13 protein-coding genes are annotated in these 15451 nt (G+C 37.9%); 6 read left to right on the forward strand and 7 right to left on the reverse strand.

All coding sequences use genetic code 11. The annotated features are described in order from the left end of the window. Positions 1-33: 33 nt before the first annotated feature. The gene (locus tag AA980_RS15945; protein ID WP_024029741.1) at positions 34-219 is read right to left on the reverse strand and encodes a hypothetical protein; all 186 of its coding nucleotides are present in this window, start codon (positions 217-219) and stop codon (positions 34-36) included. A 121-nt stretch (positions 220-340) separates the two neighbouring features. Next, positions 341-478 carry a protein YhfH gene (gene yhfH, locus AA980_RS26480; protein ID WP_007086707.1) on the reverse strand — a complete coding sequence of 46 codons (138 nt, stop codon included), beginning with the start codon at positions 476-478 and terminating at the stop codon, positions 341-343. Between the two features lie 279 nt (positions 479-757). Here yhfH and AA980_RS15950 point away from each other — a divergent pair, with 279 nt between their 5' ends. The 3 genes from AA980_RS15950 to AA980_RS15965 all read left to right on the forward strand — a co-directional run bounded on the left by AA980_RS15950 (position 758) and on the right by AA980_RS15965 (position 6133). Further along, the gene (locus AA980_RS15950) at positions 758-2911 is read left to right on the forward strand and encodes a PAS domain S-box protein (RefSeq protein ID WP_024029742.1); all 2154 of its coding nucleotides are present in this window, start codon (positions 758-760) and stop codon (positions 2909-2911) included. A 164-nt stretch (positions 2912-3075) separates the two neighbouring features. Next, a complete protein-coding gene (gene fdhF, locus AA980_RS27860) occupies positions 3076-5115 on the forward strand; it encodes a formate dehydrogenase subunit alpha (protein WP_407937466.1) in 2040 nt (679 codons plus the stop codon). 190 nt (positions 5116-5305) lie between these two features. Further along, the gene (locus AA980_RS15965) at positions 5306-6133 is read left to right on the forward strand and encodes a LysM peptidoglycan-binding and 3D domain-containing protein (RefSeq protein WP_024029745.1); all 828 of its coding nucleotides are present in this window, start codon (positions 5306-5308) and stop codon (positions 6131-6133) included. A 46-nt stretch (positions 6134-6179) separates the two neighbouring features. On the opposite strand, the gene AA980_RS15970 is transcribed toward AA980_RS15965, so the two are convergent. Together AA980_RS15970 and AA980_RS15975 are read right to left on the reverse strand one after the other, a co-directional pair. After that, complete coding sequence (locus AA980_RS15970; protein WP_024029746.1) at positions 6180-7478, reverse strand: MFS transporter; 1299 nt, start codon at positions 7476-7478, stop codon at positions 6180-6182. A 916-nt stretch (positions 7479-8394) separates the two neighbouring features. Next, the gene (locus tag AA980_RS15975; protein WP_024030660.1) at positions 8395-9900 is read right to left on the reverse strand and encodes a nitrate/nitrite transporter; all 1506 of its coding nucleotides are present in this window, start codon (positions 9898-9900) and stop codon (positions 8395-8397) included. A 460-nt stretch (positions 9901-10360) separates the two neighbouring features. Here AA980_RS15975 and AA980_RS15980 point away from each other — a divergent pair, with 460 nt between their 5' ends. Continuing rightward, positions 10361-11014, forward strand: a complete 654-nt coding sequence (locus AA980_RS15980; protein ID WP_024030659.1) for a potassium channel family protein — start codon at positions 10361-10363, stop codon at positions 11012-11014. Between the two features lie 56 nt (positions 11015-11070). Here AA980_RS15980 and AA980_RS27505 read toward each other — a convergent pair whose 3' ends face one another. Together AA980_RS27505 and AA980_RS15990 are read right to left on the reverse strand one after the other, a co-directional pair. Further along, a complete protein-coding gene (locus AA980_RS27505; protein WP_034724988.1) occupies positions 11071-11229 on the reverse strand; it encodes a hypothetical protein in 159 nt (52 codons plus the stop codon). A 114-nt stretch (positions 11230-11343) separates the two neighbouring features. Continuing rightward, complete coding sequence (locus AA980_RS15990) at positions 11344-11532, reverse strand: hypothetical protein (RefSeq protein ID WP_024030658.1); 189 nt, start codon at positions 11530-11532, stop codon at positions 11344-11346. A gap of 424 nt (positions 11533-11956) precedes the next feature. Between AA980_RS15990 and AA980_RS15995 the strand changes: the two genes are divergently transcribed. Next, on the forward strand, positions 11957-13915 hold the full coding sequence (locus tag AA980_RS15995) for an LTA synthase family protein (protein WP_024030657.1): 1959 nt from the start codon (positions 11957-11959) through the stop codon (positions 13913-13915). A gap of 52 nt (positions 13916-13967) precedes the next feature. After that, positions 13968-14876 (forward strand): thermonuclease family protein, encoded by a 909-nt coding sequence (locus AA980_RS16000; protein WP_024030656.1) that lies wholly within the window; start codon positions 13968-13970, stop codon positions 14874-14876. A gap of 42 nt (positions 14877-14918) precedes the next feature. On the opposite strand, the gene AA980_RS16005 is transcribed toward AA980_RS16000, so the two are convergent. Next, the gene (locus AA980_RS16005; RefSeq protein ID WP_024030655.1) at positions 14919-15395 is read right to left on the reverse strand and encodes a hypothetical protein; all 477 of its coding nucleotides are present in this window, start codon (positions 15393-15395) and stop codon (positions 14919-14921) included. Positions 15396-15451 lie beyond the last annotated feature (56 nt).

Genomic DNA, 15451 nt, shown 5'->3' on the forward strand with positions numbered 1-15451 from the left:
CAGTCTTTTTTATTTCCCGTAGGAAACGAACTACTATAGATTTTCGTTCTGTTGCCCAATTTCATCGCCTGCAATTATGGTATTCGCTTCTTCAAGGTATTTATGTTCATCCACTGAATCCCCGGCAATATTTTTTAAATTAGGAAAAATAGCGCCATTATTTATCGTCATTTGAGGTTCTTTTGGAGCCGTAGTTAAATAATCTTCCTTTTTCGCCATTCCCATCATCTCCTTAATTAAAGTTTTTGTTTCCCAAGCAAAGATTATCCCTGCCTAATCCTATCCAAAACGGAAATAACATGAAAAAACTCTCCATTACCTGGAGAGTTTTTTTCAATTCCTATTCTTCTCGTTTTGATAAACAGCGATCGCATTCCATTAAATAGCTTTCTGCTTGTTCCTCCATGATGTGTTGACCACATTCTGGACATTCCTTCTTTGGCAGGTTTCTGAAAAATTCAACCGGGCTCATTAACATAATAAAATCCTCCTTTGTTAATACAGTTTATTTAAAATCCGTTTGTTATAGTACAGTATAAACAAAAAAAGCGAAAATGTGTAGACTATTTTTTAAAAAATCCAAAGAATTTTAAAAAATAAGTCTTTTATCACAAAAACCGATAAGGGTGATTTAAATGAATATATTTTTTAGTTTTTTAGTAAATTTGCCTTTCCTATTGATTTTATACTTCCATAACGTACTCCTTTACATTACAATCATAGTAGAAACAGATATGGAAATGGGGGATGCTGGATAATGAATGCATTGTTAGGAGCTTTTCATCCTTATTTTATTATCATTGCTATTGGGTTAACCATCATGGCATCGTATACAGCATTAGATATGTTTACCTTAATTAGAACATCCGACCAAAATAAACGGATATTGTTTCTTGGTGGTACATTCTCAATGGGAATTGGAATATGGGTAATGAATTTTATGGGGTTGATATCAGCCGATACAGACCGATTTGCCAGCTACCACATACCACTAACGATTCTTTCCATTTTTATAGGTGTGGCTTTTACAGGAATGGCCTTTCTTCCGTTTTATGGTAAAATAATTCGATTTTACCATTTGCTCGGCGGCAGTTTATTTTTAACGTTTGCCGTTATTGCGATTCAAGTAATTGGGCTTTATGCGATGAACTTAAATGTAACCTACAATATACCATTATTTACTTTTTCAGGGTTGTTAATCGCCGGGTCATTTTTATTTTCTTTATGGATTCTATTTTCTTCAAAGAGCTACAATCAAAGTCATCAGGTTTGGTTAAAACCTATTAGTGCCATTATCATGTCAGCTGCAATCGCCGAAGGACATTTCTTGTTAAAAAGGGCAATAGTTACGACAAGTGAGCTATTACAAGAGTCAAACACTGAAAGTCCGTTCTTTATTTATTTAGTCCTATTTATTTCAGTATTAATTATTGGTGGGCTCATTGTCTCAAGTACGTTAATTAGTAGGCAGTTAGCAGCGACAGATACAAATTTAAAAGACATTAAGGCAGCGCTTGATGCGTCAACAATTGTTGCCATTACAGACCCGAGTGGAATAATCGTGTATGTTAATGATAAATTCGAAGAGATTTCAAAGTATAAACAAGAAGAAATTATCGGAATGAATCATCGCATTTTAAATTCAGGCTATCATTCTAAGGAATTCTTTAAAAATCTATGGACAACAATCCAATCAGGAAAGATTTGGCGCGGAGAAATCCGTAATAAAGCAAAGGATGGCTCATTTTATTGGGTTGATACCACAATTGTTCCTTTTTTGAATAAAAAAGGGAAACCAATCCAATATATTGCGATTCGGTCAGATATCTCTGACCGAAAAAGGGCAGAGGAGCACCTAAAGGAAACAATTAAAGATAATATTGATATTAAATTTGCCCTTGATCAATCCTCGATAGTAGCCTTTACGGATGCAAGAGGAAAGATTACCAGTGTTAACGATAAGTTTTGTGAAATTTCCAAGTATAGTCGTGAAGAAATACTGGGAAGGGACCATAATATCCTCAATTCAAATTACCACTCAAAAGATTTTTTCAAAAACCTCTGGAAAACGATTGGTGAGGGAAATGTGTGGAAAGGAGAAATTAGAAATAAGGCTAAGGATGGGACGTATTATTGGGTGGACACAACAATTGTTCCCTTTTTAAATGAACAAGGAAGGCCATACCAATATTTAGCTATCCGTAATGACATTACTGAGCGGAAAAAAACAGAGGAGGTCCTGCACCGCCAGGATAAGCTTGCCGCCGTTGGGCAATTGGCAGCAGGTGTAGCCCATGAAATCCGCAATCCGCTTACTTCAATGAAAGGTTATACGGAATTCTTACAGCTAGATGAAAAAGATCCGGAGCGGCAGGAGTTTTTGAACATCATTCTTGACGAAATTGAGCGGGTTAATACGATCGTAGAGGACTTTATGGTGTTAGCCAAACCAAAGGCAGTTGAATTAGAAGAAAAGAATGTCGTTCCTGTGATTCAAACGGTTGTTTCTCTACTTGAATTTGAAGCGCGTAAGAAGAATGTTCGCTTGTCATTTGACTGTGCCCACGAAATTATCCAAATTGAATGTGATGAAAACCGCTTAAAGCAGGTCTTTCTCAATTTCATAAAAAACGGAATTGAAGCAATGCCAAATGGCGGGGACCTGCACGTTAAAACATTTATCCAGGATAATAATGTGCAAATCTCGATTCAGGATTCAGGGGTTGGGATACCAAAGGAAAAATTGCAAAAGCTCGGTGAACCGTTTTTCACCACCAAGAAGAACGGGAATGGTTTAGGATTAATGGTTAGCTTTAAGATTATCGAAAGCCATAATGGTAAAGTATTTGTTGAAAGTGAGCCTAACAAAGGCACAACCTTTAATATATTACTGCCGGCAAAAATTGCTTAAAACGAGAGGAGTCCTCTCGTTTTTTTTATTCCATTTAAATCCTTTTGAAAAAAGACACAATATTTTCAAAAAAGGAATCTACAAATGGAATAAATAGATTAATATGGTTATATAGGTATAAAAGAAATTAATGGGAGGGAACCAAAGTGGCTGAAGAGAATTTTGTGAAAACAATCTGCGGATACTGTGGTACTGGATGCGGCTTAGTCCTTGAAGTCCAGGATAATAAAATTATGAAAATCCGCGGGGATAAAGAAGCACCAGTGAACAAGGGACAAACCTGTGTAAAGGGTGCATTTGCCTATGAATATGTCCATGCAAAGAATAGATTAACATCCCCACTAATAAGGAAAGCCGGTCAGCTTGTTGAAGCAACATGGGAAGAAGCCTATCAATTCATCGCCAATAAATTAACGGCAGTCAAAACAACATGGGGTTCAAATGCGATAAGTATGTTCGCTTGTGCTAGATCCACAAACGAATCTAATTTTATTACGCAAAAATTTATGAGAACGGTCATCCACAGCAATAATATTGACGGTTGTAACCGAACGTGACATGCTCCTAGCGTTGCCGGTCTGGCAACTGTTTTTGGAAGCGGTTTCCCAACTAATACTCTAGAAGACTTTGATAAGGCAGAAGTATTACTTTTAATGGGCTCAAATACGACAGAGGCACACCCGATTATTGCCAATCGGATGAAAAAGGCCGTAAAAGCAGGTTTGAAAATAATTGTAATTGATCCAAGAAAAATTGATATGGTAAAAGTGGCTCATCGCCACTTACAAATCAATGTAGGTTCAGATATTGCACTAATTAATGCTTTCATTCGCGTAATTCTGAAGGAAGGCTTATACAATCCGGAATTTATTGAGCAATTTACAATCGATTTCGATAAATTAGCAAAGCAGGTTGAACCATATACACCTGAAGCAGCAGCGGCAATAACCGGCTTAAAGGCGGAAGATATTATTGCAACAGCAAGGGAATATGCGAATTCAAGCGGTTCAATGATTGCCTATACACTCGGGATTACCGAGCACCATTGTGGTGTGAACAATGTATTTGATATCGCCAATTTAGCATTGCTAACGGGTAACATTGGGAAGGAAGGAACTGGCATCATGCCGCTAAGAGGACAAAATAATGTCCAAGGAGCAGGCGATATGGGCTGTTTGCCAAACCAATTGGCAGGAGCAATGAGCTTAGCAAATGAAGAGTTCCGGGCTCGTTACGAAAAAGTTTGGAAGGTTGAGCTAAATCCACAAGCAGGGGACACGCAAACCCGTACGTTTGATCGATTAGAAATGGGCGAGTTAAAAGCTCTTTATATTATTGGCGAAAATCCGCTGCTTGCCGATGTTAATATGAATCATACGAAAAAGCTGTTTGAAAAGCTCGATTTGTTAATCGTCCAGGATATTTTCATGACGGAAACTGCGAAGATGGCCGATGTTGTTCTGCCTGCGCGTTCATGGGGAGAGGTGGATGGAACCTATACCAATACTGATCGCAGAATCCAACGTGTTCGCAAAGCAATCGATGCCCATCCTAATACAAAAGAAGACTGGGAAATCCTTTGTGATCTTTCTACAATGATGGGTTATTCGATGCACTATCATAATAGTGAGGAAATCTGGGATGAGGTTAGAAAACTTGCCTGGGAGATGTATGGCGGCATTTCGTATGAACGACTTGAAAAAGAATATAGCATCCATTATCCATGCCCTGATGAAAGCCATCCAGGAACATTTATTATGCATCAACGGTTTCATACCGAGCAGCCAATGGAGAAAAAATCTCCATTTGTCCCAGTGGACTATACGGAACCATTAGAATTGCCTGACGCAGAATATCCGTTTACATTAACAACAGGGCGAAGGTATGAATCATATAATACCCATACACAGACCCGCCACTATGCAGCTGGTGTCAAGGTGAAACAAACTGAGGAAACTGTCGATATCCATCCAGAAGATGCAGCTGTATTAGGAATTACGAACGGAGATATAGTACAGGTTCGTTCACGAAGAGGGGAGCTTGAGGTGAAGGTTAAGGTTACAGAACAAGTGGTGCCTGGTCTTGTCTTTATGAGTTTCCATTGGAGTGAAACGCCTACGAATGTGTTAACCTTAAATGAATATGATCCTATTTCCGGGACTGCCGAGTACAAAGCATGTGCAGTTGCGATTTCAAGGGTATAAAGAATCTAAAGAATAGTGCGAGAGGAAAATTCCGCACTATTCTTTTTGTTCAAGGGTTTTGTTGTTAAGAAATATTATTGTAATATAATTGCCATTCTTGTAAACGAATTAACATCCCCCTGTTCTTTGTTTCAGAAAAAACCATGTTATCATTGCTACAGTTAGCTGCGAAATCATGGGAGGTAAGGAAATGATAAAAAAAATAAAAGCATTCATTGCTGTAGCTGCACTCTCAGGAACAGTAGGTGCTAATGTACAAGCTGCAGAGGTAACAGTGGAAAAAGGGGATACCCTCTGGGGTCTTTCTCAAGAACATCATACTTCAGTGGAAAATATTCAAAAATGGAATCATCTTTCGACACCACTTATTCATACGGGAGATGTTTTAACAATTGCGACTGAAAAACATTATACTGTCGAGCAAGGTGATACCTTGTGGGGTGTGGCAGTGAAATATGAGGTTTCGGTTAATCAAATTAAAGAATGGAACAAATTAAATACAGACCTGATTCATCCAGGATTAAAGCTTGTCATCTATGATGAAATAGCTAATAATGTTAAAAATGCGGAGTCAACTCCAGACTCCCAAAATAGCAATACCAATCAAAGTGAAACTGGTCGTGTAGAAAGCACTTCGCAAGCCGCGGCCTTGACAAGTGAGAGCAAAACACCCGCAGTAAAAGCGGCTGACAGCGGTAGGGAATCTACCACAAGTACTAACAATTCAACAGAAATTACTGTAAAAGCAACAGCTTATACAGCTTCATGTGAAGGATGTTCCGGCACAACAGCTACTGGTGTGGATTTAACTGCTAACCCGGATGCAAAGGTCATTGCTGTTGACCCATCTGTCATCCCGTTAGGAAGTAAAGTATATGTCGAAGGTTACGGTACCGCTATCGCCGCAGATACGGGCGGAGCGATTAAAGGGAATCGAATTGATGTGTTTCTCCCTGATGAACAAGACGCTTTAAATTGGGGTAATAAACACGTGACTGTAAAAATATTAAATAACTAATCAAAAAACCTGCCTAAACGTTTAGGCAGGTTTTTTGAATATACTTTTACGCTTGTTTTGCTACTGTTCTTGCAGCTGTTGCTTTTCGTTGGTAGAAGAACCAGTTAAGTCCAAAAGCAATTATATAGAATCCGATAAAGAAGTAAAATGCGGTAACCGGTGTACCGGTTGTTTTAACAGACCATCCGAAAAGCTTTGGAATGAAGAAGGAACCGTATGCCGCGAATGCTGCTGAAAATCCAATTACAGGTGCTGCTTCTTTTGGAATAAAGATATTTGGAATCATTTGGAATGTTGAACCAGAGCCGATTCCAGATGCAAGGAAAAGGACTAAGAAAGAAATTAAGAATCCGGCGAATTGTTTACCATTTAAGAAATATATAACCCCAGCTGCTCCAATTCCCATGATCACTAGAACATATGCTGTAACCCTTGCACCGCCGAGTTTGTCTGCCATCCAACCGCCGACTGGTCTTGCCGCAGCTGCCAATAAGGCGCCAAGGAAGGCGAGTGAGATGTATTCAGGAAATTGAGATTTTAATAACAGCGGGAATGCCGCAGAATAGCCAATGAATGAACCAAAGGTTGCCACATAAAGGGCAGTCATAATCCAAGTGTGTTTTCGTTTCACAATCACGAATTGATCTGCTACCGATTGTTTTGCTCCGGGTACATTATCCATCTTAAACATTGCAAGGAGCGTCATAATGACAATCGGAATGACCCAAATGAATGCTGCGTTTTGTAAATATACTGCCTGACCGTTTGCTAATACTTGTTTGCCGCCAACTAGTGCGAAAGTTCCTGAAGTAATAATTAATGGTGTGACGAATTGGACAACAGATACACCCATATTTCCTAAACCGCCGTTAATTCCTAAGGCTGTTCCTTTTTCCTTCTTAGGAAAGAAAAAGCTAATATTGGCTGAAGATGATGAAAAGTTACCGCCCCCAAGTCCACAAAGGGCTGCCAGTAAAAGCATAATAGAGAATGGCGTTTCTGGATTTTGAACGGCAAAACCGATTCCGATTGCTGGAATTGCTAAAACAGCTGTCGAGATCACTGTCCAATTCTTTCCGCCGATAGAGCCGACAGCGAAAGTATACACAAAGCGAAGTGTTGCCCCTACAAGACCTGGTACTGCTGCTAGTGTGAATAGTTGTTCATCAGTAAAATGAAAACCGATATCGTTAAGCCTGATTGCGACTACTGACCAAATTTGCCAAACGATAAATGCAAGCATTAAAGATGGTACTGAAATCCAGAGATTCCTTCTTGCATGTTTTTTTCCTTCTGCGTTCCAGAACTTTTCATCTTCTGGATTCCAATAATTAATTCGAGCCATGATTGTTTCCCCCTATATTGTTTTTTTAAAAGTTTCAAAGTTGCTGTTGTTTATGTTGTTACTATAAACCACATGTTAACATGATTTTTGTGACGTACGTCACAAAAGTAGTGAAGGATTTGTGAACTCAAATTAATTGACAAAAAGTTGTAATATTTATCACTTAATCAATAAAAAAGAGACCTTCTATAGGAGAAGATCTCTCATGCAGTCGAAAAACTTTCGATAGCCTATTATTTAATTCGGATTATTTTTTCGATTTACCACGTTAATTCGTTATAAAAATATTTAAAAATATAGGCTGTTCAACAGATCTGTTGATTTGCGCTCCAGGCGCTTCGCTTTCCGCGGGCGTGCCGGGGAGCCTCCTCGGCGCTGAAGCGCCTGCGGGGTCTCCCCAGCCCCGTACTCCCGCAGGAGTCTTCGCGCCTTCCGCTCCAATCAACAGTGTGGTTTCAATATAGACTTTCGACTCAATCATAAATAATTAAAATAAGTGGTGAATTCAATGTTTAAGCTAAAAAGTCTAGACAAAGTGAAAAAAGATGTTTATTGGTACTCTTTATGGCATTCATTCGTCTTATGAATTATTGCTAAAAGAACAATTCCATCATAAATCTCCTGAAATATTTGGTATCCTTAAAACGGTGTTGACGATTCAAACTAATCGTAGACGGACGTGTTTTATTTACGAATTCTTCACATTTAAAGGCAAACGCAAATAAACAAAAGTTTACAAAACAAGAAGTGGAAGTGGATACTCGGGAATATTTTGATGACTTAAACAAATCAATATAAGAGGATAGAACTAAACTCCTTAAGACAGCCTGCCAAAAAATAAAAAAATTGTCGAGAAATATACACCTTCTCGACAATCTGAGAGAACCTCCAAGGAAGGAATCTCTCTCGTTTCATTTTAAATTTTCTTAGATTTTTTGTCTTCTTCGTTAAACATGCCAACATAATTTTTAGTTTCTCCGGTGTCATCTTTAATGGCCGTAATCGTTAACCATTCTTTATATATTTCATTATTTTTGCGTTTATTCCATATGTATCCTTCCCACACTCCTGCTGATTTTAAGCTATCCCACATTACTTTATAAAAATCATTGTTATGTTCCCCGGATTGAAGGACACTTGGTGTTTTTCCGACTACCTCCTCTTGGCTAAACCCGGTTATTTTTGTGAATGCCGGGTTGACGCTTTGAATGATCCCATTGACATCAGTAACACAAATGCCGTCAACAGCATGGTTGACAATCTTTGCGGAAATATCGAGCTTTTCTTGATAGTAAAGCCAAACAACGATGACAAGGCTCGCAAGTGAGAATTCAGATAGAGACATAAACCCAATCGCATAATGTCCAGTCCAATTAAAGAGTATTGTTAGAATGATTGGCGGGAAAAAACCGCCAAGACCACCCATTGCTGCTACAATCCCATTGACAATCCCTGCTTGTTTTGAAAAATATAATGGAACTAACTTAAAGATGGCTCCATTTCCAATCCCTGCGAAGAAGGCAACTAATAAACAGCCGAATGAATAAATTGGCAGAGATGGTGTGAACGATAGCAGGAATCCTGCAAAGGTAAGGCTGAAAAACACTGCCATAAGGATAAGAAAGGGATTAATTTTATCGCCAAGCCATCCTCCTACTGGTCTAAAAAAAGTAGCTAAGGCAATGAAACCCGCTGTTCGTAAGCCGGCATCGACCTTATCTAATTCAAAATGATTCACTAAAAATGAAGGCAGATAAATGGTGAAAGCAACGAATGAGCCAAATGTGATGAAATAAAATAAGCTTAAAAACCAGAGCTTAGGATTTTTATAAACCTGTTTAAAGCTCGCGGAAAAGGAATTATTTACTTTATGTTCTTTTTTGTCTCCAAATAGGAAATTCATTATAGCAAAAATTAGAACAATAATTAAAAAAATCTTTATCGTCGTTCTCCATCCAAAGGAACTAGCGAGAATAGGTGCAGAAAAGGAAGTAATCGCTGTCCCGATATTACCTGCACCATAAATTCCATTGATAAAACCGTGTTTAGCTTTCGGATAATATTTCGGCAAGGATGTCACACCGATTGAAAAGACTGCTCCCCCTATACCTAGCATAAATCCGCCCAATATCAGCATGAAGATCGAATTTGCATAACTGAGAATGGCGATTGGCAGAAGCAAAATAATAAAACTAATCGTAAATAATATTCTAGCACCATAGCGATTGGCCCAAAACCCAATTGGAATCCTGAGCAGTGAGCCGAGGATCACAGGCACTGCCGTGGCCCAGGCAATTTGTGTTGAAGAAAGGTTAATATCCTCTTTAATAAAAGGCATTAGTGAAGAAATTAGAACCCAGACCATAAAGCCAGCAACAAGGCTTCCAGTTTGAATAAAAAGCTGTTTTGTTCCTTGATTCATTTTAATCCCCCTCAATTCCCATTCCATCTTATTATTTCCTTTAGCAAATCATTGTAAAGATAGATAATAAAACTAAAGATGCGAAATAATATCCTAATTTTTCCGGTTAGTTGTGTCACATGTTTCGAAAAATGGTTATAAATATCGTGATAAAATTTATTTATATCTATTCAGTTGGGTAGTATATTTTTCCTGTAATGGCATTTCCCATTATATTATGGATATTAACAAAAGGGGAAATAGACGTAAAGAAAAAGGAACTGTTGAAAAAACCTTCATATATAAGGTTGCTTTGGGAAAAGTAGAATAGACCATTAATATCTTTACAATGTTCGCCTGCAGGTGGGACCATATACTATTGCCTATGCCTTATCCATACGTAAAAATTCGGATTCATTCCGATACCTTAAGGGTAAAATCATGATAGGTAGTTTTAACATCAAGGGGGCTCGAAGAAAATATGGCTAACCAATACGCAGTAATTGGTTTAGGTAGATTTGGGCTAAGTATTGCCTATAAGTTATTTGAATCAGGTCAAGAAGTACTTGGAGTGGATGTAAATGAGGAGCGGGTGGAGGAGTCCCAGCCGTATGCAACTCATTCCATTATTGCAGATTCGACAGATGCTGATGCATTAAAGTCGATAGGGATTCGAAATTTTGATACCGTCATTGTGGCGATAGGAAATGATATCCAAGCGAGTATTCTTAGCGTTTTGCTATTAAAGGAGCTAGGGGTTAAAAAGGTGATTGCCAAGGCGCTAAACAAGCTTCATGGCCAAGTGTTAAAAAAAGTGGGGGCGGACTGGGTTGTTTTTCCGGAGCGAGATATGGGGATTCGAGTTGCCCATCAGCTTTTATCACCCAATGTTCTGAATTTTATTGAGCTATCAAAGAATTATAGTGTGGAAGAAGTGAAAATTCCAGATCGGATGTTGTATAAAACTTTAAGGGAGCTTGACTTAAGGGCAAGGTATAATTTGAGTGTTATTGCCATTCGCCATGAAGATGAAATTAATATATCGCCTTCACCTGATAAGAAAATGGATGATGGGGACGTCCTTGTTGTGATAGGGGAGAATCGTGATCTCGAACGATTTGCCAATCTCAAATAACTTAGTAATTGATAATGAAATAAACAATATTAAAGGCAGGATAAGCTTCCTGCCTTTTACATATCTTCGTTTTCTTTGTCGACATCACTGGGCTGCGGCTGTTCTTGCGATACGATACTCCCAAGGACCTCTCTGTTTTGACTACTGGCATCTTTTCCTGCACCCGGTGCAATATTCGCCATAGGCAGCTGTTCTAATTCTTTTCCTCTAGGCATTTTCCACATCTCCTTTTCCTTACCTTATCCAATTCGTTGGACTTCAATTCATTTGAAGGTTGGTGGTAATGGTAATAGTTTGTAATCGCTTTCTTCTATTATATATATTCCATGCTAATGATCATAAGGATAATCAATTTGAACTCCATTCATGGACCCGGGATCTTCTAGGTCTTCTAAGCTGTTTAGATAATTTTCCAACTCTATTTGCAGTTCTTTTGGTGCTCCGTCCTTTAAATGCCAATTTCCGGGTTCATCAACAAAATACTGACTCTTTGTAAATTCAAGTCTAATTCTCGGCATACTTCATTCCCCTTTCATCACCTTTTTGTTCATTCCGGTTATATTAACCAATCGTTATTACTATTATTAGCTTGTTCCATTTTTCTGTAAAAATAAGGCTAAATTCATATTGCTTAGATGAAGGTTCAGGTATATGATAATTAGCAAATGAATATTAGGTGAAACTATTTATTAATTTCTTCGTCTTATATTAATGAAGATTGAAACGGACATGTCCATATGTGAAACCCACACAACTAACTATGGCAAATTGTCATCATGAAATTACGTTTCAGTCGAATTAACAAGAATATTGACATAAATTATTGCTATGCATAAGACAAATAATGGCATGATTTGTGTTTTTATTTTTTATGAAAATATGATATAGTAGTTGAGGTTCGTTTACCGAAGCTTAATTGGTAAGTGAGAGGAGAATATAGAAATGAATAAACTAAGATTGCCTAAAAAAATAAACAATAGCCATATTACGTTTTTTGCAATTGCCGTAGTTTTATTTTGGCTCAAGACTTATGCGGCCTATCAAATTGAATTTAAACTTGGAATTGATAATAGCCTGCAAAAATTTTTGTTATTAATTAACCCATTGAGCTCTGCACTATTCTTTTTTGGAATCGCCCTGCTATTTAAGAAGCGTACAAAACTTGTCATGATTATCATAAATTTCATTTTATCGTTCTTATTGTACGCAAATATAGCCTATTATCGTTTCTTTAATGATTTCATTACAGTGCCAGTTTTAATGTCAACAAAGACCAATGCGGGTCAACTTGGAGATAGTGCTCTATCCTTAATGTCGCCGCTTGATATTTTTTATTTTGCTGATTTCATTATATTAATTGTATTAGCATTTACCGTTTTTAAGAAGGTTACGGTAACGAACAGAAAATCATTTAAAATTGTGTTTTTGTTTGCCATCACCACATTTTTATTTAATCTAGGTTTAGCTGAGAAGGATCGTCCACAGTTACTTTCACGTTCCTTTGATAGGAATTACTTAGTTAAATATCTTGGTGCCTATAACTTTACGATTTATGATGTTATTCAAAATATTAAATCTTCGAGTCAGCGAGCTTTAGCTGACAGCAGTGATATTACCGATGTTGAGAACTATCGGAAAGCTAATTATGCAGCACCAAATCCAGAATACTTTGGTAAGGCAAAAGGGATGAACGTTATTTATATTTCAATGGAATCCTTCCAAACCTTTATGATTGACTATAAATTGCCTAATGGTCAAGAAGCAACACCGTTTTTAAATTCCTTGGCTCATGATAATAACACATTTTATTTTGAAAACTTTTACCATCAAACAGGACAAGGGAAAACATCAGATGCTGAATTCTTGATGGAAAACTCATTATATCCAATGGGTCAAGGTGCAGTATTCGTTAACAAAGCTCAGAACACCTTCCAAGCTGCACCGGCTATATTAAAAGGCCTTGGCTATAATTCCGCTGTCTTTCACGGTAATTACAAAACGTTCTGGAACCGCAACGTGATGTATAAGGCTTTAGGGTATGATCAATTTTTTGATGCTGATTATTATAGCATGTCAGATGAAAATACAAAGAACTATGGTATGAAGGACAAACCATTCTTTAAAGAGTCAATGCCTTTGCTTGAAGGTTTGAAACAGCCTTTCTATACAAAGTTTATATCATTATCGAACCACTTCCCATTTGCGATGGATCCGGGAGACACCGATTTCCCTGCAGGTGATTTCGGAGATACGGTGGTAAACCAATATTTCCAATCAGCCAATTACATGGATCAAGCATTTGAACAATTTTTTAACGATTTAAAAGCTAATGGTTTATATGATAATACTGTGATTGTCATGTACGGTGATCACTACGGTATATCCGAGAACCATAATGAAGCAATGGCAAAAGTGCTTGGTGTTGACGAAATTACACCTGATATCAATGCGAAATTACAGCGCGTGCCATTATTTATCCATGTGCCAGGTGTTAAAGGCGGCGTTCAGAAGCAAGTAGGTGGTGAAGTAGACGTACGCCCAACAGTTCTTCATTTATTAGGTGTTGATACAAAGGACTATATGGAGTTTGGTTCAGACCTATTATCTAAGGACCATCGAAATTGGGCTTTATTCCGAAATGGTGATTTTGTATCTTCAGATGTCATTCAGATTAAAGACAAGTGCTACTCATCTGAGACAGGCGAATTACTGGAAAATGCTGAATCATGTAAGGATATTTCTGAAAAAGTGAATACTGAGCTTCAGATGTCCGATGAAATCGTCTATAAAGATTTGCTCCGTTTCTATAAACCTGATGGATATACACCGATTAATCCAAACGATTATGATTATCTAGGGCCTAAAGGAAACAAAGGGAGCAAAACATCTGATAATAATTAAGACAGAGAGAAGATTTATTCTTCTCTCTTTTTGATACAATAGGGGGCTTTATATGAAAAACAAAATTGTTCATGCACTATTATTTTTCTTGGTAATGGCTTCAATCCTTATTTCTGGCTGTGCCAGCAGTGATGTGACGAAAGAAGCCACCACAAAGGATACAACACCGCCAGCTGTTAGCTCTAATCAAACAGCGAACGGGGTAAAAGATAAACAAACAGCACAGGAAACTGCCACGCCTGCTATCGCAAAAAGCGGTGCGAAACTAATTGCGGGGACGATTGTTAAGAATATCGATGGCGATACTATCGAAATCGAGATAAATGGTAAAGCGGAAAAGGTAAGAATGCTTTGTGTGGATACACCCGAGACGCATCATCCACGGTTGGGTGTACAGCCATTCGGGCCTGAAGCATCCGATTACACAAAAAAGATTCTCCCTGTTGGGACAAAGGTTGAAATTGAACCTGGGATTGGATCAGGCCGCGATAAGTATGGGCGTTTACTTGCCTACATTTATATCGATGGCAAAATGTTCAATGAAATGCTGTTAGAACAAGGACTAGCCCGTGTCGCGTATATTTATGCCCCAAATACCCAATACGTGGATGAATTTTATGCTATTCAAAAAGAAGCGCAGAAAAAGGGAATAGGTATTTGGTCGATTGAAAATTATGCTCAAGAAGATGGCTATAACACGGATGCAGCCAAAGGGACACAAGAAAAAGATACAAATTCAAAAACTTCAACTGGAACATCATCAGCGAACAGCTATCAAAATAACCCAAGTGATGATAAGGAAACAAATATAAAATGTGAAGGGAAGATTAAGGGAAATGCCAATTCCCATATCTACCATGTTCCTGGTGGGTCTTTTTACGAGTCTACCAAAAATAACATCGTATGGTTTTGTTCAGAAAAAGAGGCGGAAGATGCCGGTTATCGAAAGTCAAAGAAATGAAAAAAGGCTGTGCTGATAAAATCAGCACAGCCTTTTTTTCGACTATTTTCGATTAAAGCCCTCTTCCTTCAAAAACTCTTCTGCTTCACCGTATGTATCAAAGCTGGCATCGAGGTTTAATCCAAAGTAGATATTCCAGCTATCATTTTCATTTATTAGGATTAGCTGATTGTTTTCAGCGTCAAACCAGCGTTCTTCCGTAGAATCTCCAATGATTGCTTCCTCAGATGCTGTTTTTTCAATTGGTGACAACTCTTGAATTGCCGATTTAATCAACTGTCTGAGTTGATCGGCAGAAAAGTCGCGGATATTGACCAAACCCTTTTCGTCCGTTTCATAGGTTCCTGACTTTCCAGCATAGACAAAGCCATTTCCATTTGGATGTAAATGATAAACAATATTTTTTTTATCGGAAATACTATTTGGGAATTGAAAATTAACGCGGCCGAGAGAGACATTCTTTCTTTCTAACTCGGGGAACGATTCGATAATGGCTAATTTCTCATTAAATGTAAGCATATTTTCCTCCATCTTTAGATTTGAACATTCTTATATCATACAGATTTTACCCCCAA

Source organism: Neobacillus vireti (assembly GCF_001026695.1).
Classification (GTDB): Bacteria; Bacillota; Bacilli; order Bacillales; family Cytobacillaceae; genus Neobacillus; species Neobacillus vireti.

Bases quoted from the DNA above. Each gene is read 5' to 3' on its own strand.
- AA980_RS15950 (WP_024029742.1), top strand. From the start codon at position 758: ATGAATGCATTGTTAGGAGCTTTTCATCCTTATTTTATTATCATTGCT.
- AA980_RS15975 (WP_024030660.1), bottom strand. From the start codon at position 9,900: ATGAATCAAGGAACAAAACAGCTTTTTATTCAAACTGGAAGCCTTGTT.
- AA980_RS27505 (WP_034724988.1), bottom strand. From the start codon at position 11,229: ATGCCTAGAGGAAAAGAATTAGAACAGCTGCCTATGGCGAATATTGCA.
- AA980_RS15995 (WP_024030657.1), top strand. From the start codon at position 11,957: ATGAATAAACTAAGATTGCCTAAAAAAATAAACAATAGCCATATTACG.
- AA980_RS15945 (WP_024029741.1), bottom strand. From the start codon at position 219: ATGGCGAAAAAGGAAGATTATTTAACTACGGCTCCAAAAGAACCTCAA.
- AA980_RS15970 (WP_024029746.1), bottom strand. From the start codon at position 7,478: ATGGCTCGAATTAATTATTGGAATCCAGAAGATGAAAAGTTCTGGAAC.
- AA980_RS15980 (WP_024030659.1), top strand. From the start codon at position 10,361: ATGGCTAACCAATACGCAGTAATTGGTTTAGGTAGATTTGGGCTAAGT.
- AA980_RS15990 (WP_024030658.1), bottom strand. From the start codon at position 11,532: ATGCCGAGAATTAGACTTGAATTTACAAAGAGTCAGTATTTTGTTGAT.
- AA980_RS16000 (WP_024030656.1), top strand. From the start codon at position 13,968: ATGAAAAACAAAATTGTTCATGCACTATTATTTTTCTTGGTAATGGCT.
- AA980_RS16005 (WP_024030655.1), bottom strand. From the start codon at position 15,395: ATGCTTACATTTAATGAGAAATTAGCCATTATCGAATCGTTCCCCGAG.
- AA980_RS15965 (WP_024029745.1), top strand. From the start codon at position 5,306: ATGATAAAAAAAATAAAAGCATTCATTGCTGTAGCTGCACTCTCAGGA.
- yhfH (WP_007086707.1), bottom strand. From the start codon at position 478: ATGTTAATGAGCCCGGTTGAATTTTTCAGAAACCTGCCAAAGAAGGAA.